The organism is Pseudomonas veronii (genome assembly GCF_002028325.1).
In the GTDB taxonomy this organism is placed as follows: domain Bacteria; phylum Pseudomonadota; class Gammaproteobacteria; order Pseudomonadales; family Pseudomonadaceae; genus Aquipseudomonas; species Aquipseudomonas veronii.
In genome coordinates, this window is record NZ_CP018420.1 from 1,445,198 (window position 1) to 1,465,184 (window position 19,987).

Genomic DNA, 19,987 nt, shown 5'->3' on the forward strand with positions numbered 1-19,987 from the left:
ATAAGTGCCTACGCCTGATGCACGCTGAAGAAAGTGTAAGGTGAGTGGGGAATGCCTGAAGCCGCGACAGCGGTTAATAGCGCCAGGATATCTCCCACAAGACTAATCAGAGGGCCGGCAGTTTCTTCTCGACGGTTTTTATAATCGATGTATTAGTGTCGGCCAGGGGGGCGATCTTTTGAAGGGTCAGGTCCAGGTGGGCAACTGAGTCGATATAAAGATGGCAGACAAAACTGTCGTCCCCGGTGATTTTGTAGCACACCACACATTCAGCCATTTGCGCGAGCAACTGTTCAACCTGTTGGAATTTTCCAGTCAGGGGTTTAACCCTGACCAGCGCTTGCAATGCAAAGCCCAGGGCCTGGGCGTCCAACTCCACGCTGAACCCGCTGATGACCCCCGACCCTTCCAGACGCTTGAGGCGTTCGCTGCAGCCGGGGGCCGATAACCCCACCTGTCGGCCGAGGGCGCGAATAGACGCGCGGGCGTTCTGGTGGAGGGCGACAATCAGCGCGCGATCAATAGGGTCAAGTGTCTGGTCGCCCTTTGTAAGCTTTTTCATTAGATGGACCTTACGAATTTTGATGAAATCGCGTGAAAATCTTACATACCATACACGGATGAAAAAAGAATAGACCTTTTCAAGGTGCCCACCTATTGTTTGATCAGCGGGCCCTGCAATATTGCGCCGCTCACTTAACGCCGTGTTGTGATGTTTCTATTGCAACTTTATCTATATTGTCGAGGCGCGAGATGAACTACATACTTGATGCAAGCTCGCTTGCAATAACTTCACGGTAATAACTTTCCTGCCGAAAAAGTATTTTTGCTGCGTCATGAGTTTGCCCGACATAAGAGGATCCAATGGCGTGATCGACTTCATGAAAAACCACAGAGCCGTCTACTACTGCCATGAACACGGGCTGCCTCGCTAAGCCGTCACGAATGTTCTTCAAAGGGGAAGCGTATGCCCGACATTGCACTGTCCGTTTACCAGGCGATATTTACCTTCGCCGTCGCCGCCATCGCGCTGCTTGCCAGTCCAGGCCCGGCGACCCTGGCGCTGGCGGCGAGTGGGGCTGCTTATGGCATGAGGCGTTCAACTCGGTTTTTCGTGGGGATCACGTTGGGCCTGGTGATCGCGATGGCATTGGTTGCTTCCGGCCTCTATGTGGTTCTGCACAGTTTTCCGATGCTGGCGACGGCACTGACGGTCATCTCCATTGTTTATATTGTGTGGCTGGCCTACCAGATTGCTACCGCGCCGCCCATCAGGGATGAGCAGTCCGTGATCACGCCGGGCTGGGGCGCCGGGTTTGTGCTGGGTGTGGCGAATATCAAGGCCTATGCCGCATTCGCCGCGTTGCTGGGCAGTTTCACCCTGGGCGCCGCACCTGCCTGGGAGCAAGGTGCGAAAGCCTTGATCTGTCTGCTGGTGTGTGTGGTATTCGACGTTCTGTGGCTCTTTGCCGGCAGTCGAATGCGCAAGTTATTCATCCACCCCACTTGGAGCCGACGACTTAACGTAAGCTTCGCGATTTTGATGGTCGCGACGGTCGCCTGGTCAATCACGCTGACGCAATAGCACTTTCGCTGGGAAGACCATTGAATAGTTCCGCCCGAGGATAGTTTTCATGTTTGGGACTGTGTCTGCTCTGGTGTTATTACTGGTCGTGCCTGGACCGACCAATACCCTGTTAATGCGCGCAGGGGTTCTGTTTGGGTTTGCAGCATCATGGCGCATGGCATTTATCGAATGCCTGGCGTACCTGCTTCAGGTCTCTGTTTGGGGGGCGGTGTTGTTCTATGTGTCGGCCTGGTCCCCCTGGGTCGTGAAAGTGACGCAGACGGCTGCCATCTGCTATCTGCTCCAACTGTCCTTCACGTTGTGGCAGCGCAAGAGCACAGCCGTCGACCCAGGTACGGACCGTTTCTCTGGGCTGCACTTCTTCTGGCTGACGGTGATGAACCCCAAGGGCCTGCTGATTGTTTCGTTTATTGCGCCGATCAGCGCATTTGCCACGTTGCAAGGGTACGCCCGGTTCATGACCACGCTCGCGTTGGTGGTGATACCTGTAGGGTTTGCCTGGATCTTGCTGGGCAGTCGGTTCGAAGGGGGGCAAAAGGCGTGGCTGACGCCGTTGAGAATCAACCGGGCAACCTCGATGGTCATCGGGTGTTTTGCCACGGTTCTATTGGGGCGCCTGGCCGATTCTATTTTCAACTGACGCGAGGCAGTATTTCACACGCAGGACGGAACCATTTTTGCCCTTGCTTCCACACAGGATTAGTCGACCGAGCGGTTCCCGTGTATGAGATGCGGGGCAGTGAGTTGGCGCTAATCTGAATAGGAAGGAGTGTGTATGCTTTTACTACCTTTGCTGGCGTTACCGATGCAAGTCGCGGGCTCGATGCTTGGGCTGGGAAATATGTTTGGACAGAATCAGCCAAACGCCAATCGCGATATCAATATTAATATCAACAACGATAGCCATAACTTCAATGCGTCGTCGTCCAGCTCTCATCACTCACACATGTCTCACGGTGGTGCCCGACGAGCGTCGCACATCCACTATTGAGCCTACTCATCGACGCTGCCGGGCGTGAGCGTGCGGCGCCTGGTTCGGGGGCCTGATAGACGGTTCGGCGAAAAATCAAGGCCCTGACGATGTCAGGGCCTTTTTTTCAGCTCAGGTCGCGTGGCGTTACAGCGCGCCAAACACCTTCTTCGCCAGACTGGTCGCCGCTGCCGCCGGGTTTTTGCGAATGGTCTCTTCCTGCTGCGCAATCATCTTGAACAAACCATCCAGCGCTTGTTCGGTCACATAGTTTTCGACGTTGGCACTTTTGGCATCGACCGCGCCAAACGCCGCGGCCTTGCCGGCCAGCGCGTTGTACTGCTGCGCCACGCCGACCTTGTCGGTGGCGGCCTTGACGATCGGCAGGAACTTGGCGCGGATGGCTTCGCGGCTGCTTTTGTTCAGGTACTGGGTGGCCGAATCCTGGCCGCCGGTGAGAATGCCCTTGGCATCGCTCACGCTCATGTTTTTCACCGCGTTGACCAGGATTGGCTGGGCCTGGGTCACGGCGGTTTCGGCGGCTTTGTTCATGCTGGTTTCCAGCTGCTCGACCTGGTCACCCATGCCGAACATCTTCAGCTTGTCGGCGACTTTGCCCAGTTTTCCCGGCAGGCCGATCTTGACGTCGGGGTTGTTGCTGAAACCACCCGGTACACCCAGTTGTTTCACGGCGATCTGTGCGCCTTGGGTCAATGCATCCTTGAGGCCGCCGGCGGCGTCGCCCTGGGACAGGCTGCCAAGATCCAGGGCCATGGCGTTGGCACCGAGCAGCAGGCCGGCGCACAGGGCGGTGAGACGAAGGGAATTACGGAGCATGGGCGCTTCCTTATGATCTGGAAATAATCAGTGTGCGACCGCATCAACCCGCAGGCGCAGCGGTTGAACGTCTTGGCCATTGAGTTGCACAGGGTGCCGCTCGGTGGTGATGAACAGTAGCTTGCCCTCCACTTCGATGCGAGCGCTGACCGAGTAACTGTGGCCCGGCTTGACCTGGGCCGGGTCATAGCTCAAGTGGAACGGCAATGGCACCTGGCCTTTGACCGGGCCTTTCTGTTCGGCCAGGGTCACGGCCGGCGCGTCCATCAGCGATACGTCCTGCAGGCTGACGCTCAAGATGGCTGTCGGCGGCAGCGCGATGCGTTGCAGGTAGAACACTTCGCCATCGAGGCTGGCCTTGGGCGCGGGATTCATGGAATGGCAGGCGCCGAGCAGGGCGGTCAGGCCCAGGAGGATGATCTTTTTCATGGTGCAGCTCCTTTTCAACGGCGCCGTAACCCAGCGACGCCTTATTCAATTTAGCGGCTTTCTTCCGGTTTGCGGGCTTCGGCTTCGACCGGCGCTTCGGCCGCGCCGTCGACGCGGTGCAGGGCAACCTGGCGGATCGACAGGCGAATCTCAGCCGGCAGCACCCGTTTCGCCGCGCCTTCAGCCAGTTCGCCGAGCAGGTCGTGATAGCTCAACTTGCCGGCTTCGTCGCGGCGCAGCACATCTTGCTCCAGCAACGTCTGAATAAAATGTCGGAAAAGGCTCTTGTCGAAGAACTCCGGGGCATTGAGGCCATGCAGGATCGATAGACGCTGGGCCATGATCGTACACAGGTCTTCCAGCTCTTCGGCGCTGATGCTGTTCCGGCCGCTGTTGAGCAGCAGCGAAATCGCCATGTAGAAGCGTTGCAGGGTCTGGGCGATGCTCTTGGACAGCAGTGTCAGCAGCACAAAGTGCCGCGAACTCGGCGCCGGGCGCAGGTACACGTTGTTCTCGAAACGCAGCAGGCCTTGTTCGACAAACGCCTCCAGCCACTGGTCGATCACCGTGTCCAATTCCTCCAGCGACCAGCGGATAAACAGCTCTGACTGCAGGTATGGGTACAGCGCACGGGTGTAGCGCAGAATCTGCTCGCGGCTCATCCGCGAGCTGCTCTGGAAGAAGCTCGCCAGCAGCGCCGGCAAGGCAAAGATATGCAGCACGTTGTTGCGGTAGTAGGTCATCAGGACGGCGTTCTGCTCGTCCAGGTACAGAATCTTGCCGAGGGCATCACTCTGTTCCGACAGCAGGTTCATGTCCTTGACGTGCTTGATCAACGCCATGCCATCCCCTTCGGGCAGGGTGGTATGCGGTGAGTAGGGCACCCGGCGCAGCAGCGCCAGGTACAGGTCCAACTGGCGGGCCATGGCCTGTTCGTCCAGGGCCAGGCGCGTGGTCGACAGCAGCGCCAGGGCCACCAGGTTCACCGGGTTGATCGCCGCCGCTTCGTTCAAATGGCGCGCCACCCGCTCGCCGAGGCGGTTGGTGGTTTGGTTGAGCCACGCCGGTTTGTAGTGCGGGCCCAGTTCCTGGGCACGCCAGCCCGGTTGTTCGGCGTCGAGGAATTGCGCCAGTTTGATCGGTTCGCCGAAGTTGACCGCGACCTGGCCAAAGCGCTGCTTGAGCGCACCGACCACCTTGAAAATATCGAAGATCGACTCTTTCTTCTTGCTCGCGCCGCGCAGCTCACCGAGGTAGGTACGGCCTTCGAGCACACGCTCGTAACCGATATACACCGGCACGAACACGATCGGCATGCGCGAGGAGCGCAGGAAGCTGCGCAACGTGATCGCCAGCATGCCGGTTTTCGGTTGCAGCATGCGCCCGGTGCGCGAGCGTCCGCCTTCGACGAAGTACTCCACCGGGAAACCCTTGGTGAACAGGGTGTGCAGGTATTCGTTGAACACCGAGGTGTACAGCGGGTTGCCCTTGAAGGTGCGGCGCATGAAAAACGCACCGCCGCGGCGCAGCAGGCTGCCGATCACCGGCATGTTCAGGTTGATGCCGGCGGCGATGTGCGGTGGGGTCAGGCCGTTCTTGAACAGCAGGTAGGACAGCAGCAGGTAGTCGATATGGCTGCGGTGGCAGGGTACATAGATCACCTCGTAACCCTGGGCAACCTGTTGCACACCCTCGATGTTATTGACCTTGATGCCGTCGTAGATCTTGTTCCAGAACCAGCTCAGCACCACTTCCAGGAAGCGGATCGCGGTGTAGGTGTAGTCCGAGGCGATTTCGTTGCCGTAGCGCAGGGCCAGGGCCTTGGCTTTTTCCGGGCTGATCTTCTCGCGTTCGGCTTCATCGAGGATGGCCTGGCGCACCAGCGGCATATTCACCAAGCCCTTCACCAGGTTGCGGCGGTGGGACAGGTCGGGGCCGATCACTGCGGTTTTCAGGTTGCGAAAGTGTACGCGCAGGATGCGTTGGGCCATGCGAACGGTGCGTTCGTGGCCTTTATTGTGCTCGATCAATTCACGCAGGTTGATAGGCGCGGAGAATTGGACGCGGGTCTTGCGCCCCAGGATCAGGATGCTCAGCAGCCGGCGCAGGCGCCCGGTGACGGCCCAGCTGTCGGCGAACAGCAGTTTCCATGGGCTGGACTCGCTGTCGGGCGACTGTCCCCAGAACACGCTGACCGGAATGATTTGTGCATTCTCTTGTGCGTGCGCGCTGAGGGTATTGACCAGGCGGGTCAGGGTCGGCGGCGCGCCGCGTTTGTCCTGGCGGCCGAGCCAGTCCGGCTCTGGCGTGAGGTAGAAGAACGCCGCGGGTTCCAGCAACGGCCCGACCGCTACCGGCAGCACCGGGCGCGGCAGGCCGGCCTTGGTGCACTCGGTATCGACCACGGCCAATTCGGTGAGGGAGGGTGATTGCAGGACGTAGAACACCGGCCGGCTGCGGTCGAGGTTAAGGGTAAGGGACGACTGGTTGATCGTCTCTGAGCGAACCCAGAGGTACAACAGTCGGCGCAAGGTGCCAAACACCAGACGGCGGAACGGGGAGCGGGTCATAGGCGAGCTGCTTCAAGTGGAAAAAACCGAGCAGGTGCTCGGGTGGGTAGTGTGCCGTATTCACCGAAAATCGGCAAAAAAGCAGCGATGTAAAGTTGAGTTGATCGTTTTTGAGCCTGTCTTATACTCGGCAGTTCAACGCGACCGACTCGACAATAACAATCATGTGGGAGTGAACAGATGACAACGCGCGAAACCGGTAATGTGAAGTGGTTCAACGATGCCAAGGGATATGGCTTTATTCAGCGTGAAGACGGCAAGGATGTGTTCGTACACTACCGCGCCATCCGCGGTGAAGGGCACCGTTCCCTGGCCGAAGGCCAGCAGGTGGAGTACGCCGTGGTGAGCGGCGAGAAGGGCTTGCAGGCAGAGGATGTGGTGGGTTTGTAATGCGGGTTTTTGTTACACCGTAGAACCCATGTGGGAGGGGGCTTGCTCCCGATCGCGTTGGATCAGTCACTAAATGTATTGACTGGCCCACCGCGATCGGGGGCAAGCCCCCTCCCACATTTGATTGGGTTCGCAATTGCGGATTAGGTGGTTTTCCAGGTGATCTGTTCTTCACCATCCTTGCTGATGCGAATCCAGGTGTCGGCGCTTTCCTCGCCTTCTTCCTCAACCCAGCTGCCCGGTGCGCAACGCACTTCGACGTTCAGCGCGGCAAAGGCGGCGCGGGCGCAGGCGATGTCGTCTTCCCACGGGGTCTGATCGCTTTCCAGGTACAGGCTGTTCCATTTGCCTACCGCCTTGGGCAGCCAGGTGACAGGCACGTCGCCGGCCGTGCACTTGTAGGTCTGGCCGCGCTGGACCCAGGCGGTGCAAGGGCCAAGGGCGGCGCCCAGCCAGGCGGCGATGGCCTTGTGGTCGACGTCGGCGTCCTTCAGGTAAATCTCGATATCAGGTTGGCGCATGGATGTTCCTCGTTGCGGGATTCGAAAATCCATTCGCGGATTCAGGGTGGGCGGAGTGCCCGAAAAGTCGGTTATTGAAGCACGAAATAATCGTAGCGCATTGATACGCTGACCCGCAGCGGCTCGGCATGCTCGATTACCTCGGTGCGGCGCTCGGCGCTGGCGCGCCAGCCGTGAGGGGTCATGGCCAGCAGGTTGGCACGGTCTTTCGGGTCCGCCAGGCTCAGCGTGAACTCGAGGGTTTCGCTGTGCGCAAGGCTCATGCCGTCCGGCACCAGGGCCAGGTGTTTGTCGTCGGTGTACTCGCGCACTTCGTCGTACAGGCGCTCGCGCAGCTCCATCAGGTGACCGCGGGTCGGGCCGACTTTCATCAAGCCGCCGCCGGGGCTGAGCAGGCGTTTGGCCTCTTGCCAGTCCAACGGGCTGAACACGCTGGCGAGAAACTGGCAGCTGGCATCGGCCAACGGCACGCGGGCCATGCTGGCGATCAACCAGGTCAGTGCCGGGTTGCGCTTGCACGCACGCTTGACCGCTTCCTTGGAGATATCCAGGGCATAGCCATCGGCGTGGGGCAGGGCGTCGGCGATTTGTGCGGTGTAGTAACCCTCGCCACAACCGATGTCCACCCAGCGCTGCGGTGCTTGTTGCGCGGCCAGTTGCGCCAGGCGCTTGGCCACCGGGGCGTAGTGGCCGGCGTTGAGGAAGTCGCGGCGCGCCTCGACCATGGCGAGGTTGTCGCCCGGGTCGCGGCTGTTTTTGTGCTGCACCGGCAACAGGTTCAGGTAACCCTGGCGCGCGCGGTCGAAACGGTGTCCGACCGGGCACGCCACGCCATTGTCCACCGCGTGGAGCGGTGCACTGCAAATGGGACAGGCCAGCATCAGGCGAGCAACTTGATCAGGGTCTGGTAGTAGATCTCGGTCAGCACGTCGAGGTCGCTGGCCAGAATGCGTTCGTTGACCTGATGGATCGTCGCGTTGACCGGGCCCAACTCGACCACCTGGGTGCCGAGGGTCGCGATGAAGCGTCCGTCGGACGTACCGCCGCTGGTGGACGCCTGGGTCTCACGACCGGTGACCGCCTTGATGCTGGCGGACACCGCATCGAGCAAGGCCCCCGGTTCGGTGAGGAACGGCAGGCCGGACAGCGCCCAGTCTACGTGCCAGTCCAGGCCGTGTTTGTCGAGGATCGCGGCAACGCGCTGTTGCAGGCCTTCCACGGTGGATTCGGTAGAGAAGCGGAAGTTGAACACCGCTGTCAGGTCACCGGGGATCACGTTGGTCGCGCCGGTGCCGGCGTTGAGGTTGGAGATCTGGAAGCTGGTCGGCGGGAAGAAGGTGTTGCCGTCGTCCCAATGCTCGGCGGCCAGTTCCGCCAGTGCCGGGGCAGCCAGGTGGATCGGGTTCTTCGCCAGGTGCGGGTAGGCCACGTGACCTTGCACGCCGCGCACGGTCAGGGTGGCGCCGAGGGAGCCGCGACGGCCGTTCTTGACCACATCGCCGACCAGGCTGGTGCTGGACGGTTCGCCGACGATGCACCAGTCCAGACGCTCCTTGCGCGCGGCCAGGCGTTCGATCACGGCCTTGGTGCCGTGGTGCGCCGGGCCTTCTTCATCGCTGGTGATCAGAAAGGCCACCGAGCCCTTGTGGTCCGGGTAGTCCTGCACGAAGCGCTCCGACGCCACCAGCATCGCCGCCAGGCTGCCTTTCATGTCCGCCGCGCCGCGGCCGCAGAGCATGCCGTGGTCGTCGATCAGCGCGTCGAACGGATCGTTCTGCCAGGCCTGTACCGGCCCGGTCGGGACCACGTCGGTGTGGCCGGCAAAGCACAGCACCGGGCCGTCGTGCTTGCCGTGGGTGGCCCAGAAGTTATCTACGTTTTCGATACGCATCGGCTCAAGCTGGAAACCGGCGTCGCCCAGGCGCTGCATCATCAGCTTCTGGCAATCGGCGTCGATCGGCGTCACCGAGGGGCGGCGGATCAGGTCGATGGCAAGTTGAAGGGTCGGCGAAAGGTCGGCATGGGCCGTCATGGGAAACTCCGGAAATCGAGGCGGCGACGTTCTAATTGACTGTAGGAGCGAGCTTGCTCGCGAAAATCGTCAACGATCACGCGAACATCTTGAATGAACGCGGTGCTCTTGCGTTTTTCGCGAGCAAGCTCGCTCCTACAGTGATATGTGCAAGGCTTACAAAACGGCCGTTATCTTATAGCAAAACGGCGGCCAGAGGCCGCCGTTTAGTGCATTGCATACGTTTTTACAGCGCTGTGGCCGGCTCTGCCTTCGGCGCCGGTTTCGGCAGCGACGACAGGAACGCCATGATCAACGCCGCCACATACGGCAGCGACTGCACCAGCAGCATCACCACCCAGAAGCGCATGTCGGCGCTCGGCAGGCCCTGCACCAGGTAGATCCCCAGCGCCGCGCCCCACAACAGCAGCATGATGAACATCTCTTCGCGGGCTTCGGAAATCGCTACCCAGAAGCCGTGGTTATCCGCGTTTTTCGGTGTACGAAAGAACGGAATGCTGGTGGTGAAGAAGCCATACAGCACCGCTTTGGCGATGGTGTGGGACAACGCCAGGCCGGCCAGCGCCGCACAGAACGCATCCTTGAGGTTAACCCCCACGGCACGACGGTACAGGAAGATGATCTTGCCCACCTTGAACACGAACAACGCCAACGGCGGGATCGCGAAAATCAGCAACGGCGGGTCGACCCGGGTCGGCACGATGATCATCGCCGCCGACCACAACAGCGCGCCGACGGTGAAGAAGATGTTCATGCCATCCGCGACCCACGGCAACCAGCCCGCGAGGAAGTGGTAGCGCTGGCCACGGGTCAGCTCAGTGTCCTTGCCGCGCAGCAGGCTGGCGGTGTGACGCTTGATGATCTGGATCGCGCCATAGGCCCAGCGGAAACGCTGTTTCTTGAAGTCGATGAAGGTGTCGGGCATCAGGCCCTTGCCGTAGCTTTCGTGGTAATACGCGGCCGACAGGCCTTTCTCGAACACGCGCAGGCCGAGTTCGGCGTCTTCGCAGATGCACCAGTCGGCCCAGCCCAGCTCTTCGAGCACCGAGCGACGGGTCATGGTCATGGTGCCGTGCTGGATGATCGCGTCGCGGTCGTTGCGGGTGACCATGCCGATATGGAAGAAGCCTTTGTATTCGGCGTAGCAGAGCTTCTTGAAGGTGCTTTCGTTCTGGTCGCGATAATCCTGCGGCGACTGCACCACGGCGATTTTCGGGTCGGCGAAGTGCGGCACCATGTGCTTGAGCCAGTTCGGCGACACGCAGTAGTCCGAGTCGATCACCGCGATCACTTCGGCATCCTTGGCGGTGTGCGGGATCAGGTAGTTCAACGCGCCGCCCTTGAAACCGGCCAGGGGCGCGACGTGGAAGAACTTGAAGCGCGGGCCCAGGGTTGCGCAGTAGTCGCGCACCGGTTCCCACACCGCCGGGTCCTTGGTGTTGTTGTCGATGATCAGGACTTCGTAGTCCGGGTAGTCGAGGGCGGCCAGGGCATCGAGGGTCTGTTTGACCATCTCTGGCGGCTCGTTGTAGCACGGCACATGGATCGACACTTTCGGGCGGTAGTCCGAGTCCCCCACGACCGGCAGGAATTCACGCCGACGTTTGTGGGTCCAGACCGCTTCCGCCAGTTCATGGGCTTCGGCCAGCAGCACGATAAACACGCCCAGGGCGCCGAGCGCCAGGAGGAAGCCGACCGTCAGGCTGAACCAGGTGCTGTATTGCTGGCTGTAGTCGTAGCCGATCCACACCAGCACCGAACCGCACAGGAACGCGATAAAGGTCAGGAAGGTCCGGCCGCGTTGGCGCAGGGCCGAGCCGTCGATCATCAGCAGGGTTAACGACAGCAGTGCAAGCACCACCGAACCGATGGCCAGCACGCGCCATTGCGGGATCGCGACCACCGGCCCTTCGAAGTTGAATTTCTGCTGACGCGCGGCGTTGTACACGCCCCAGTAGGCGCCGACCGAGCCTTCGTCGCTGGCTTTCCACGGTTGGTCGAAGGCCTCGATCACGAAGTAGTTGAAGCCCTGGCGGTTCAGCTTGTTCACCAGCGTGCGCAGGTAAATTGCCTGGTCGGCGGGAGACGCATCAGCACCGCCACGCATGCGGCCGTTGCTCGGCCAGCCGACTTCCGACAGCAGCAGCGGCTTTTTCGGGAAGGTCTTCTTCAGATCCCGTGCGCGGTCGAGTACGAATTGGCCCGCCTGGTCCACCGGAATATGTTCCCAGTACGGCAGGATGTGCGCGGCGATCAAGTCGACGTGCTTGGCCAGTTGTGGGTTGTGCTCCCAGATGTGCCATTGCTCGGAGGTGGTCACCGGCACCTTGACGGCCGCGCGCACGCGATCCAGCAACACGATCAGTGCTTCGGGGGTGATCTCTTTACGGAACAACGCTTCGTTGCCGACCACCACGCGCACGACGCTGCGCGAGCTGTTGGCGATCTCGATGGCGCGCTGGATCTCGCGTTCGTTGCGTTCCAGGTCCGGGCTGATCCAGATCCCCAGGGTGACGCGCAGGCCGAACTCTTCCGCCAGCTTGGGGATGTCTTCCAGAGTGCCGTCGACCGAGTAGGTCCGGATGTTGTCCGTCAACTTGCTCATGATCTCCAGATCGCGACGCATCTGGTCGTCGGTCGGGTACTGGTCTTTCTGTGGGTACTGGCCTTGTTGAAACGGCGAGTAGGAAAAACCGGAGATCTGTTCAGGCCAGTTGGGGGCAGTGACCGGGCGGTTGATCAGCGCCCAGAAGCCGGTGAACAGCGCGGCAATTGCCAGCACCACCACCAGGTTGAGTCCAAATTTACGCGATGACATGGCTATTTCGGGTTCCAAAAGGTGTGGAACGAAAAGAGGTGTCGGCCTACGCCGAACGGCGCGCATCCTACACCGGCCCTTCCCTGAGCGTACAGCAGACTGAGAAAAGCCGGACGTTAGTCCGCGAATCTCCAGCTAAGTTCTTTACGTGTATCGCGAAGTTTCGAACTTGTCCTGGCAAAGCCCTATAATGCGCGCCGGTTTTTGGGGTAATGGTCATGAGTACAGAAGATCCGCGGTTTGCAGGCGTCGCCCGCTTGTATGGCATTGAAGGCCTGGAGCGCTTGAAAGCGGCCCATGTGGCGATCGTCGGCGTCGGCGGCGTAGGCTCATGGGCGGCGGAAGCCATCGCCCGTTGTGGGGTGGGCGAGATCTCGTTGTTTGATTTGGATGATGTCTGCGTCAGCAACAGCAACCGTCAGTTGCATGCCCTCGACAGCACCGTGGGCAAGCCCAAGGTCGAGGTGATGGCTGAGCGCCTGCGCGGCATCAATCCGGACTGCATGGTGCATGCCGTGGCGGATTTCGTGACCCGCGAGACCATGGCCGAGTACATCACCCCCAACATAGACTGCGTGATCGACTGCATCGACGCCGTCAACGCCAAGGCGGCACTGATCGCCTGGTGCAAGCGCCGCAAGATCCAGATCATCACCACCGGCGGCGCTGGCGGGCAGATCGACCCGACGTTGATCCAGGTCTGCGACCTGAACCGCACCTTCAACGACCCGCTGGCCTCGAAAGTGCGCTCCACCCTGCGCCGTGACTATGGCTTCTCGCGCACGGTGACCCGCCATTACAGCGTGCCGTGTGTGTTTTCCACCGAGCAACTGCGCTATCCGAAGCCGGACGGCAGCATCTGCTTGCAGAAGAGTTTTGTCGGCGACGGCGTGAAGCTGGACTGCGCCGGCGGGTTTGGCGCGGTGATGATGGTGACGGCTACCTTCGGCATGGTGGCGGCGACCAAGGCGGTGGACAAGATCGTGGCCGGGGTGCGCCGGCCTTCCGATCGGGTCAAACCTTCTTAAACCTTAAGGCCTTGCACCATTCAAATGTGGGAGGGGGCTTGCTCCCGATAGCAGAGTGCCTGTCACTGAATACATTGATTGAACCACCGCTATCGGGGGCAAGCCCCCTCCCACATTGGGTTTTATGTACGGCTTAGTTCGCGCATGCGCTGCAGCACGGCGTTCAGGCCATTGCTGCGCGACGGCGACAACTGGCGGGACAGCCCCAGTTGATTGAACCAGTCCGGCAAGTCGACCGCCTGCAACTCGGCGGCCGACAGCCCGTTGACCCGCGCCAGCAGCAACGCCACCAGCCCACGGATCATGCGCGCTTCGCTGCTGGCGGCGAACTGCCAGTGGCCGTCGGATAAACGCCCGACCAGCCATACCAGGCTCTCGCAGCCCTGCACCAGATTGGCCTCGACCTTGTCTTCGTCCGCCAGCGGCGGCAGCCGTTCGCCCCATTGCATCAGCAGGCGCGCGCGTTGCTCCCAACTGCCCACTGCCTGAAACGACTCAAGCGCGCCGACAGCCTCGGACGGCAGGCTCATCGCAGCATATCCAGGGCCTGGTCCAGCGCTTCGAAGAATCGCTCCAGATCATCGGAATTGTTGTACAGCGCCAGGGACACGCGAATCGCTCCCGACAAGTGCATCGCCTTGAGCAGCGGCATTGCGCAATGATGGCCGGCGCGCACGGCAATGCCCTGTTCGGTCAGCAAGTGCGCAAGATCGGCGTTATGCACGCCTTCCACCACAAAACTGACCAACGCCACCTGCGGCGCGCCCAGTACGCGCACGCCATTGCGCGCTTTCAGCCCGCGCAACAGGTACTCGTGCAGGGCGGCTTCGTGGGCGATGAGCGCCGGTTGATCCAGTGAATTGAGGTAATCCAGGCTGGCGCCCAGGCCGATCACGCTGGCAATCGGTGGGGTGCCGGCCTCGAACCCCAGCGGCGCGGGGCGGAAGCTGGCGCTGTGGTAATCGGCCTGTTGCACCATTTCGCCGCCGAACTGCCAGTGGCGCAGCTGTTGCAGGGCTTGGGTGCGGCCGTACAGCACGCCGACGCCGTCCGGGCCGTAGAGTTTGTGGCTGGAAAATACGTAGAAGTCGCAGCCCAGCGCTTGTACGTCGTGGCGGCCGTGGACGATGCCCTGGGCGCCATCGACCACGGTCAGCGCGCCCTCGGCCTTGGCCATGGCCAGCAAGGGTTCCAGCGGTTGCCAGGTGCCCAGCACGTTGGACAGTTGGCTCACCGCCAGCAGGCGCGTGCGCGGGCCGATCAGCGTGGCGGCGGCCTGAAGGTCGATCATACCGTCGTCGCCAACCGGCAGGATCACCAGTTCCAGCGCGCGACGTTTGGCCAGTTGCTGCCAGGGCAGCAGGTTGGCGTGGTGTTCCAGGGCGCTGATGACTAGTTCATCGCCCGCATTGAATAAGTGCTCGAGGCCGTAGGCCAAGAGGTTCAGCGCCGACGTCGCGCCATGAGTGAAGACGATGTGCCCGCTGTCTCCTGCATTCAACCACTGCGCGACCTTGTTGCGACTGTCCTCGAAAGCCTGGGTCGCGTGGGCGCCCGGCAAATGCTGGGCACGGTGAACGTTGGCGGCGCCATTGGCGTAGTAATGGCTGATCGCGTCCAACAGGGCTTGAGGTTTTTGCGCGGTGGCGGCGCTGTCCAGATAGGTCTGGTCTTGCCGTTGCAGGGCGGCGATGGCCGGAAAGTCGACGCGCCAGGGAGAGGGCACAAGCATGGTGTTCAAGACTCGTATAAACGGGCCCCAGGATCGGGGCCCGCGAGTGGCATCGAGTCGCTGCTTAGTTGTGAGCGTGCAGCGCTTCGTTCAGTTCGATGGCCGACTTGTGGGTTTTGCACTCCACGGCACCGGTCTCGGAGTTACGGCGGAACAGCAGGTCCGGCTGGCCGGCCAGCTCGCGCGCCTTGACCACTTTAACCAGCTGGTTGCGCTCGTCGAGCAGGGCAACCTTGGTCCCGGCGGTGACATACAGGCCCGATTCCACGGTGTTGCGGTCGCCCAGCGGGATACCGATACCGGCGTTGGCGCCGATCAGGCAGCCTTCGCCGACCTTGATCACGATGTTGCCGCCACCCGACAAGGTGCCCATGGTGGAGCAACCGCCGCCCAGGTCCGAACCCTTGCCGACAAATACGCCGGCCGAGACACGGCCTTCGATCATGCCCGGGCCTTCGGTGCCAGCGTTGAAGTTGACGAAACCTTCGTGCATCACGGTGGTGCCTTCGCCCACGTAGGCGCCCAGGCGGATACGCGCGGCGTCAGCGATACGCACGCCGCTGGGTACGACGTAATCGGTCATTTTCGGGAACTTGTCCACCGAGAACACTTCCAGCAGCTCGCCACGCAGGCGCGCTTCGAGTTGGCGTTCGGCCAGCTCATTGATGTCGATCGCGCCCTGGCTGGTCCAGGCCACGTTCGGCAGTTGCGCGAATACACCGGCCAGGCTCAGACCGTGGGGCTTGACCAGGCGGTGGGACAGCAGGTGCAGCTTGAGGTAGGCCTCAGGCGTGGAAGTCAGTGCGGCGTCTTCGGCCAGCAGGGTGGCGACCAGCGGGGTATGGCTTTCAGCCAGGCGGGTCAGCAGGGCTGCCTGGGTCGCGTCGACGCCTTTGAGCGCGTCAGCCAGTTGCAGGGCTTGGGCGACGGTGAAGGTGATCGCCTGGTTGCCTTCGCTGTAACCGAGGATCGGCGCGATGGCGGCGACGACTTCTGCCGACGGGTTGAGTACGGGTTGTGCGTAAAACACTTCCAGCCAAGCACCTTGGCGGTTCTGAGTGCCGACGCCGAAGCCCAGGCTGAACAGGGAATTGGACATGCTGTTACCTCTACAAAAATGGGATGGCCGGCCTACTTGAGGGCTGCCGAATAAGTATCTGGCTTGAAGCCAATCAGGGTTCTGTCTCCGAGATCAAGCACCGGGCGCTTGATCATCGAGGGTTGTGCGAGCATCAATTCAATGGCTTTCGACTGATCGAGATCGGCTTTGCGTTCGTCTTCGAGTTTGCGAAAGGTGGTGCCCGCACGGTTCAAAACCACCTGCCAACCGTGCTCGTTGCACCATTGGGTCAAGTGTTCGCGGTCGATACCGACGGTTTTGTAGTCATGGAACTCGTAGCTCACGCCGTGCTCGTCGAGCCAGGTGCGGGCTTTTTTCATGGTGTCGCAGGCTTTGATGCCGAAAAGGTGCAAGGTTTTACTTGATACGGTCAAGGAATTGCCCCCCTTTGGACCAATGAAGATGAAAGGTCTGGGATTATGCCACGACCAGCGGGTTTGGGTGCCGCTCGTCTCTAGCGTGGATTGCCCCGTGCGACTATTGTGCGAAAGCCATCGCGCAGCATAGGCGGCTAATATGGCACTTCAATGGTGAGTTGTTGCCTGATGTGTGTCGTTGCAAGTCGATTGTCCGGGAAAACCGCGTTATGCAAACCGCCTACACCGTTCTTATCTTGCTGATGCTGGTCAGCGTTTCGCGGCTGGTCTGGCGAGTCATCCCACTGCCGTTACCGCTGGTGCAGATTGCCGCCGGGGCCTTGCTGGCCTGGCCCACGCTGGGGCTGCATGTCGCGCTGGACCCGGAGTTGTTCCTGTTTCTGTTCCTGCCGCCGCTGTTGTTCTCCGATGGCTGGCGTATGCCTAAGCGTGAACTGTGGCGCCTGCGCGGGCCGATTCTGACGTTGGCAGTGGGGCTGGTGTTGTTCACCGTGGTCGGCGCCGGCTACTTCATTCATTGGTTATTGCCTTCGATTCCATTGCCGGTGGCCTTTGCCTTGGCGGCGGTGTTGTCGCCGACGGACGCCGTGGCGGTGTCGGCCATTTCCCAGAACCGTTTACCCACGCCGTTGATGCATATGCTCCAGGGCGAAGCCTTGATGAACGATGCCTCGGGCCTGGTGACCTTCAAGTTCGCCCTGGTGGCAGCCTTGACCGGGGTGTTTTCCCTGGCGGATGCCAGCCTGACCTTTGTACTGGTGGCCATCGGCGGTCTGGCGGTCGGGATCGCGTTGAGCTGGCTGGTGGGGCGCTTGCGTGTCTGGATGATTGCGCGAGGCTGGGACGACCCGGCCACCCACGTTGTGTTCATGTTGCTGCTGCCGTTCGCCGCCTATGTTCTGGCCGAACGCCTGGGCGCATCGGGGATTCTTTCGGCTGTGGCGGCGGGCATGATGCAAAGCTGGCTGGACCTGCTGCCCCGCCAGACCAGCACGCGCTTGCTCAATCGCAGCGTCTGGTCGCTGCTGGAGTTTGCCTTCAATGGCTTGATCTTCCTGCTATTGGGGTTGCAACTGCCGGACATCATCAAGGCGGTGGTGAGTCATGAAACCACGCTGTGGCCGACCCTGCTGTATCGCTGCCTGGACGTGGTCGCGATCTTCCTGGTGTTGTTGGTATTACGCTTCATCTGGGTACAAAGCATCTGGCGTCTGTCGGGCGTGCTCCGGCGCCTGCGTGGGAAAAGCGAGCTTACCCTGGTGCCGACGGCGCGTTCCTGCTGGCTGTTGACCGTGGGCGGTGTGCGCGGGGCGGTGACGTTGGCCGGTGTGATGTCGGTGCCCTTGCTGCTGGCGCCGGGCAAGGCGTTCCCGGAACGCGATCTGCTGATCTTTATCGCGGCCGGGGTGATCCTGTTGTCGCTCATCGCTGCCTGTATTGCGTTGCCGCTGCTGCTGCGCGGCATTGAAAAAAGCCCCGATGAAAAACACCACAATGAAGTGCGCGAGGCGTGGAAAAAGACCGCCGTGGCGGCGATCCATGCGCTTGAGGTGGAAGAACCCACCGAGAGCGCTCCCGCGGACGCTGCCCAGGCCGCACTGGCTACCGAACTGAAGGCACGACTGATGTCGGAATACCGGCATCAGCTGGACGTCTTCAACGACTCCGCCGAAGCCCAGGCACTGGCGTCGCAGATGGACCAGCTGGAGCGAAAGCTACGGCTCAAGGCGCTGCGGGCGCAGCGCTTGGAGTTGTATAGCCTGAGCCGTCATCACCGGATTGGGGATGACGTGTTGAGGGAGGTGTTGGACGATCTGGACATGAGTGAGGCGAACCTGGGGTCGCCGAAGTAGGCAATTGGGGGCCGCCGTGCCGCCGGCGCTGAGTGTGCAGTGTTTTAAACGGTGCAGTCTGAGTCGGCATCACGAAAGCGTGGATGACGGATCACGGCGGGCATGGGCGCCGCTTGAGGGTAGGTTTTTTTGGCCCAGGCAATGTCTCCGTCACTCAGTGACCTGTTCTCGCTGTGCGCCCGCTTTCCATTGGTCTGGTCCGGGCTGACAGCGTAGTGCATGACCGAGTCAGGGTCATAAGGCAGCAAGTCATAAGCGCTGCTGCGAGTCAGCGGCAGGACGTTGTCCTCCACCTCATGCGGGTTGGGGGTGTTGCGGTAGGTCTGGTGGATGGTTTCACGGTTCCACGGAATGTTGGCATCGGGGTGCTGGTGGGCGTGATGGGCACCGAGCATATGCCCGAATTCATGCAGGACGGTGTCTTCGAAGCGGGGCGCGTTGTGATCCATGGGCAGGCTCATGGTCGGCAGCCCGAACGGAATGTTGCGCGCATCGGTGCCTATGGATGAAGCGCCGCCGTTATCGCCCGGCGGATTCTGCGCAATACGGATATCGCCTCTCGCCCCCGAGACAAAATCAAACTTCAGGTTGATATGGGGCAGCCAACGGCTGGCGGCTTTTTTCACGGCCAGCACGTATTCGTCGTCCACCCCATACTCATACATGGCGATCGTGAGCGTAGTGTTCTGGGGCCAGTATTTGCCCGGCTCGCCGACATTGCGTCGACGTCTCGAAAGACTGTGCGTTGGCGTAGCGCTATCGGTGCTTTCGCCAGGCGACCAGTGCGTGCCAGGCTGATACGAGGCTTCGGGGGCGGGGTTTATCATTGAGCGTTTCCTGCGGCAGGTCGAGACGAGACACTGGTTGATTCGTGCCAATTGCAGGAAAGTTCCTGGCGGTGTTGAGTGAATACGTGAGCCGATGTTTACTCCTGGGCCCGCTACGTCGGGTTGACCGGGGGGTACAGCGTTCTGATCGTTTGCTTGTCGCCCGCGGAAAGGGTTGTGTTTTTAGGAATGGCCTGGCCGTTGCGCCTCAATGCTGCCGGAATTTCATAATGCATCACGGACTGTGGATCGTATGGGGTGATCTGCAGGCCGGGCCGGTTGTCTGGCTCAAGGATATGCTCGCGTACCATGGCTTCGTTGAAAGAGTCGCTGGTGTAGTAGTCATATACTTGGGGGCTGTCCCAATCCAGGCTGTTCTGCGGGTGTTGGTGTTCGTGCAATAACCCGAGGGCGTGGCCGAATTCGTGCAGGGCCGTACTGCGCAACTTCTTCGAGTCGTCGGTCCGGTTGAGGTGCATCGTGGGTTGATCTTCATCGATGCGCTTGGCCTCTGTGCCAATGGCGGACCAATTGCCCTTGAGCCCTTCATCGTCAGAAATACGAATATCGCCCGTCTTGCCTTCGACGATATTGAAGCGCAGGGCCGGCGTGTGGTGGGCCCATTCGCGGATAGCGTCCACCACCAGCGCTTTGCTTTTTTCGCTGCTCAGGTCGAGCGCAACGGTGACCACGCCGGCCGGCCAGCGCTTGTCGCTGTCGGCGATGCCTCTTTTGGTTCGCCCGGCGGATTCGGGAGGGGAGGTGTGGTTATCCGGGAGCGGCTCATAAGCGGGGGGAGGGGCGAGCGACGGGGTGATTAGGCTCATAGGCATTACTCGTAGGAAGTTTGCCTATTGGTGGTGAGCGAGTGAACAAGGTTCCCGCACTGTGCGGC

The 19,987-nt window shown here is 61.0% G+C and carries 20 protein-coding genes and 1 pseudogene; 6 read left to right on the forward strand and 15 right to left on the reverse strand.

Going from position 1 to position 19,987, the window contains the following annotated elements; all coding sequences use genetic code 11:
- Positions 1–106 precede the first annotated feature (106 nt).
- Together PverR02_RS06560 and PverR02_RS32185 are read right to left on the reverse strand one after the other, a co-directional pair.
- Entirely contained in the window at positions 107–562 is a 456-nt protein-coding gene (locus PverR02_RS06560) for an Lrp/AsnC family transcriptional regulator (protein WP_046490157.1), read from the reverse strand.
- Between the two features lie 196 nt (positions 563–758).
- Positions 759–914 (reverse strand): hypothetical protein, encoded by a 156-nt coding sequence (locus PverR02_RS32185; protein WP_161493715.1) that lies wholly within the window; start codon positions 912–914, stop codon positions 759–761.
- Positions 915–967: 53 nt separating this feature from the next.
- On the opposite strand from PverR02_RS32185, the gene PverR02_RS06565 reads away from it, so the two are divergent.
- A complete protein-coding gene (locus PverR02_RS06565; protein WP_079442981.1) occupies positions 968–1,585 on the forward strand; it encodes a LysE family translocator in 618 nt (205 codons plus the stop codon).
- Between the two features lie 49 nt (positions 1,586–1,634).
- Complete coding sequence (locus PverR02_RS06570; protein WP_057004712.1) at positions 1,635–2,228, forward strand: LysE family translocator; 594 nt, start codon at positions 1,635–1,637, stop codon at positions 2,226–2,228.
- 477 nt (positions 2,229–2,705) lie between these two features.
- Here PverR02_RS06570 and PverR02_RS06575 read toward each other — a convergent pair whose 3' ends face one another.
- Genes PverR02_RS06575 through plsB form a run of 3 tightly spaced genes read right to left on the reverse strand, consistent with a single transcriptional unit; the run spans position 2,706 to position 6,394 of the window.
- Positions 2,706–3,395, reverse strand: a complete 690-nt coding sequence (locus PverR02_RS06575; RefSeq protein WP_017844721.1) for a DUF4197 domain-containing protein — start codon at positions 3,393–3,395, stop codon at positions 2,706–2,708.
- A 27-nt stretch (positions 3,396–3,422) separates the two neighbouring features.
- A complete protein-coding gene (locus PverR02_RS06580) occupies positions 3,423–3,824 on the reverse strand; it encodes a YbaY family lipoprotein (protein WP_046384477.1) in 402 nt (133 codons plus the stop codon).
- A 50-nt stretch (positions 3,825–3,874) separates the two neighbouring features.
- Positions 3,875–6,394, reverse strand: coding sequence for a glycerol-3-phosphate 1-O-acyltransferase PlsB (gene plsB, locus PverR02_RS06585; protein WP_046384476.1), 2,520 nt, complete (start codon positions 6,392–6,394; stop codon positions 3,875–3,877).
- 180 nt (positions 6,395–6,574) lie between these two features.
- On the opposite strand from plsB, the gene PverR02_RS06590 reads away from it, so the two are divergent.
- Positions 6,575–6,784: a cold-shock protein gene (locus PverR02_RS06590; RefSeq protein WP_017844724.1), complete on the forward strand. Its 210-nt coding sequence runs from the start codon at positions 6,575–6,577 to the stop codon at positions 6,782–6,784.
- Between the two features lie 143 nt (positions 6,785–6,927).
- Here the strand turns inward: PverR02_RS06590 and PverR02_RS06595 are convergent, their stop codons facing one another.
- From PverR02_RS06595 to dapE, 3 genes are all read right to left on the reverse strand, one after another.
- A complete protein-coding gene (locus PverR02_RS06595) occupies positions 6,928–7,305 on the reverse strand; it encodes a hypothetical protein (protein WP_079442982.1) in 378 nt (125 codons plus the stop codon).
- Positions 7,306–7,376: 71 nt separating this feature from the next.
- Positions 7,377–8,186: a putative RNA methyltransferase gene (locus PverR02_RS06600; RefSeq protein WP_017844726.1), complete on the reverse strand. Its 810-nt coding sequence runs from the start codon at positions 8,184–8,186 to the stop codon at positions 7,377–7,379.
- Positions 8,186–9,337: a succinyl-diaminopimelate desuccinylase gene (dapE, locus tag PverR02_RS06605; RefSeq protein ID WP_046384474.1), complete on the reverse strand. Its 1,152-nt coding sequence runs from the start codon at positions 9,335–9,337 to the stop codon at positions 8,186–8,188. The genes PverR02_RS06600 and dapE overlap by 1 nt, the downstream gene beginning before the upstream one ends.
- Before the next feature lie 53 nt (positions 9,338–9,390).
- On the opposite strand from dapE, the pseudogene PverR02_RS32495 reads away from it, so the two are divergent.
- Positions 9,391–9,495, forward strand: a pseudogene (locus PverR02_RS32495) (outer membrane lipoprotein carrier protein LolA); the annotation flags it as partial.
- A 68-nt stretch (positions 9,496–9,563) separates the two neighbouring features.
- On the opposite strand, the gene PverR02_RS06610 reads toward PverR02_RS32495, so the two are convergent.
- A complete protein-coding gene (locus PverR02_RS06610; RefSeq protein ID WP_046384473.1) occupies positions 9,564–12,155 on the reverse strand; it encodes a glycosyltransferase in 2,592 nt (863 codons plus the stop codon).
- Positions 12,156–12,373: 218 nt separating this feature from the next.
- Here PverR02_RS06610 and tcdA point away from each other — a divergent pair, with 218 nt between their 5' ends.
- A complete protein-coding gene (gene tcdA / locus PverR02_RS06615; RefSeq protein WP_407691834.1) occupies positions 12,374–13,183 on the forward strand; it encodes a tRNA cyclic N6-threonylcarbamoyladenosine(37) synthase TcdA in 810 nt (269 codons plus the stop codon).
- A 122-nt stretch (positions 13,184–13,305) separates the two neighbouring features.
- Here the strand turns inward: tcdA and PverR02_RS06620 are convergent, their stop codons facing one another.
- The 4 genes from PverR02_RS06620 to PverR02_RS06635 form a co-directional block, all read right to left on the reverse strand.
- Entirely contained in the window at positions 13,306–13,713 is a 408-nt protein-coding gene (locus tag PverR02_RS06620) for a SufE family protein (protein ID WP_079442984.1), read from the reverse strand.
- The gene (locus PverR02_RS06625) at positions 13,710–14,915 is read right to left on the reverse strand and encodes an aminotransferase class V-fold PLP-dependent enzyme (RefSeq protein ID WP_079442985.1); all 1,206 of its coding nucleotides are present in this window, start codon (positions 14,913–14,915) and stop codon (positions 13,710–13,712) included. The genes PverR02_RS06620 and PverR02_RS06625 overlap by 4 nt, the downstream gene beginning before the upstream one ends.
- Before the next feature lie 64 nt (positions 14,916–14,979).
- A complete protein-coding gene (gene dapD / locus PverR02_RS06630; RefSeq protein WP_046490174.1) occupies positions 14,980–16,014 on the reverse strand; it encodes a 2,3,4,5-tetrahydropyridine-2,6-dicarboxylate N-succinyltransferase in 1,035 nt (344 codons plus the stop codon).
- Between the two features lie 32 nt (positions 16,015–16,046).
- On the reverse strand, positions 16,047–16,409 hold the full coding sequence (locus tag PverR02_RS06635) for an ArsC family reductase (protein ID WP_026139766.1): 363 nt from the start codon (positions 16,407–16,409) through the stop codon (positions 16,047–16,049).
- A 212-nt stretch (positions 16,410–16,621) separates the two neighbouring features.
- Between PverR02_RS06635 and PverR02_RS06640 the strand changes: the two genes are divergently transcribed.
- Complete coding sequence (locus PverR02_RS06640) at positions 16,622–18,265, forward strand: Na+/H+ antiporter (protein ID WP_046384470.1); 1,644 nt, start codon at positions 16,622–16,624, stop codon at positions 18,263–18,265.
- A 44-nt stretch (positions 18,266–18,309) separates the two neighbouring features.
- On the opposite strand, the gene PverR02_RS06645 is transcribed toward PverR02_RS06640, so the two are convergent.
- Positions 18,310–19,092: a M12 family metallopeptidase gene (locus PverR02_RS06645; RefSeq protein WP_079442986.1), complete on the reverse strand. Its 783-nt coding sequence runs from the start codon at positions 19,090–19,092 to the stop codon at positions 18,310–18,312.
- Between the two features lie 113 nt (positions 19,093–19,205).
- A complete protein-coding gene (locus PverR02_RS06650; protein WP_079442987.1) occupies positions 19,206–19,919 on the reverse strand; it encodes a M12 family metallopeptidase in 714 nt (237 codons plus the stop codon).
- Positions 19,920–19,987 lie beyond the last annotated feature (68 nt).

Bases quoted from the DNA above. Each gene is read 5' to 3' on its own strand.
- PverR02_RS06560 (WP_046490157.1), bottom strand. From the start codon at position 562: ATGAAAAAGCTTACAAAGGGCGACCAGACACTTGACCCTATTGATCGC.
- PverR02_RS32185 (WP_161493715.1), bottom strand. From the start codon at position 914: ATGGCAGTAGTAGACGGCTCTGTGGTTTTTCATGAAGTCGATCACGCC.
- PverR02_RS06565 (WP_079442981.1), top strand. From the start codon at position 968: ATGCCCGACATTGCACTGTCCGTTTACCAGGCGATATTTACCTTCGCC.
- PverR02_RS06570 (WP_057004712.1), top strand. From the start codon at position 1,635: ATGTTTGGGACTGTGTCTGCTCTGGTGTTATTACTGGTCGTGCCTGGA.
- PverR02_RS06575 (WP_017844721.1), bottom strand. From the start codon at position 3,395: ATGCTCCGTAATTCCCTTCGTCTCACCGCCCTGTGCGCCGGCCTGCTG.
- PverR02_RS06580 (WP_046384477.1), bottom strand. From the start codon at position 3,824: ATGAAAAAGATCATCCTCCTGGGCCTGACCGCCCTGCTCGGCGCCTGC.
- plsB (WP_046384476.1), bottom strand. From the start codon at position 6,394: ATGACCCGCTCCCCGTTCCGCCGTCTGGTGTTTGGCACCTTGCGCCGA.
- PverR02_RS06590 (WP_017844724.1), top strand. From the start codon at position 6,575: ATGACAACGCGCGAAACCGGTAATGTGAAGTGGTTCAACGATGCCAAG.
- PverR02_RS06595 (WP_079442982.1), bottom strand. From the start codon at position 7,305: ATGCGCCAACCTGATATCGAGATTTACCTGAAGGACGCCGACGTCGAC.
- PverR02_RS06600 (WP_017844726.1), bottom strand. From the start codon at position 8,186: ATGCTGGCCTGTCCCATTTGCAGTGCACCGCTCCACGCGGTGGACAAT.
- dapE (WP_046384474.1), bottom strand. From the start codon at position 9,337: ATGACGGCCCATGCCGACCTTTCGCCGACCCTTCAACTTGCCATCGAC.
- PverR02_RS06610 (WP_046384473.1), bottom strand. From the start codon at position 12,155: ATGTCATCGCGTAAATTTGGACTCAACCTGGTGGTGGTGCTGGCAATT.
- tcdA (WP_407691834.1), top strand. From the start codon at position 12,374: ATGAGTACAGAAGATCCGCGGTTTGCAGGCGTCGCCCGCTTGTATGGC.
- PverR02_RS06620 (WP_079442984.1), bottom strand. From the start codon at position 13,713: ATGAGCCTGCCGTCCGAGGCTGTCGGCGCGCTTGAGTCGTTTCAGGCA.
- PverR02_RS06625 (WP_079442985.1), bottom strand. From the start codon at position 14,915: ATGCTTGTGCCCTCTCCCTGGCGCGTCGACTTTCCGGCCATCGCCGCC.
- dapD (WP_046490174.1), bottom strand. From the start codon at position 16,014: ATGTCCAATTCCCTGTTCAGCCTGGGCTTCGGCGTCGGCACTCAGAAC.
- PverR02_RS06640 (WP_046384470.1), top strand. From the start codon at position 16,622: ATGCAAACCGCCTACACCGTTCTTATCTTGCTGATGCTGGTCAGCGTT.
- PverR02_RS06645 (WP_079442986.1), bottom strand. From the start codon at position 19,092: ATGATAAACCCCGCCCCCGAAGCCTCGTATCAGCCTGGCACGCACTGG.
- PverR02_RS06650 (WP_079442987.1), bottom strand. From the start codon at position 19,919: ATGAGCCTAATCACCCCGTCGCTCGCCCCTCCCCCCGCTTATGAGCCG.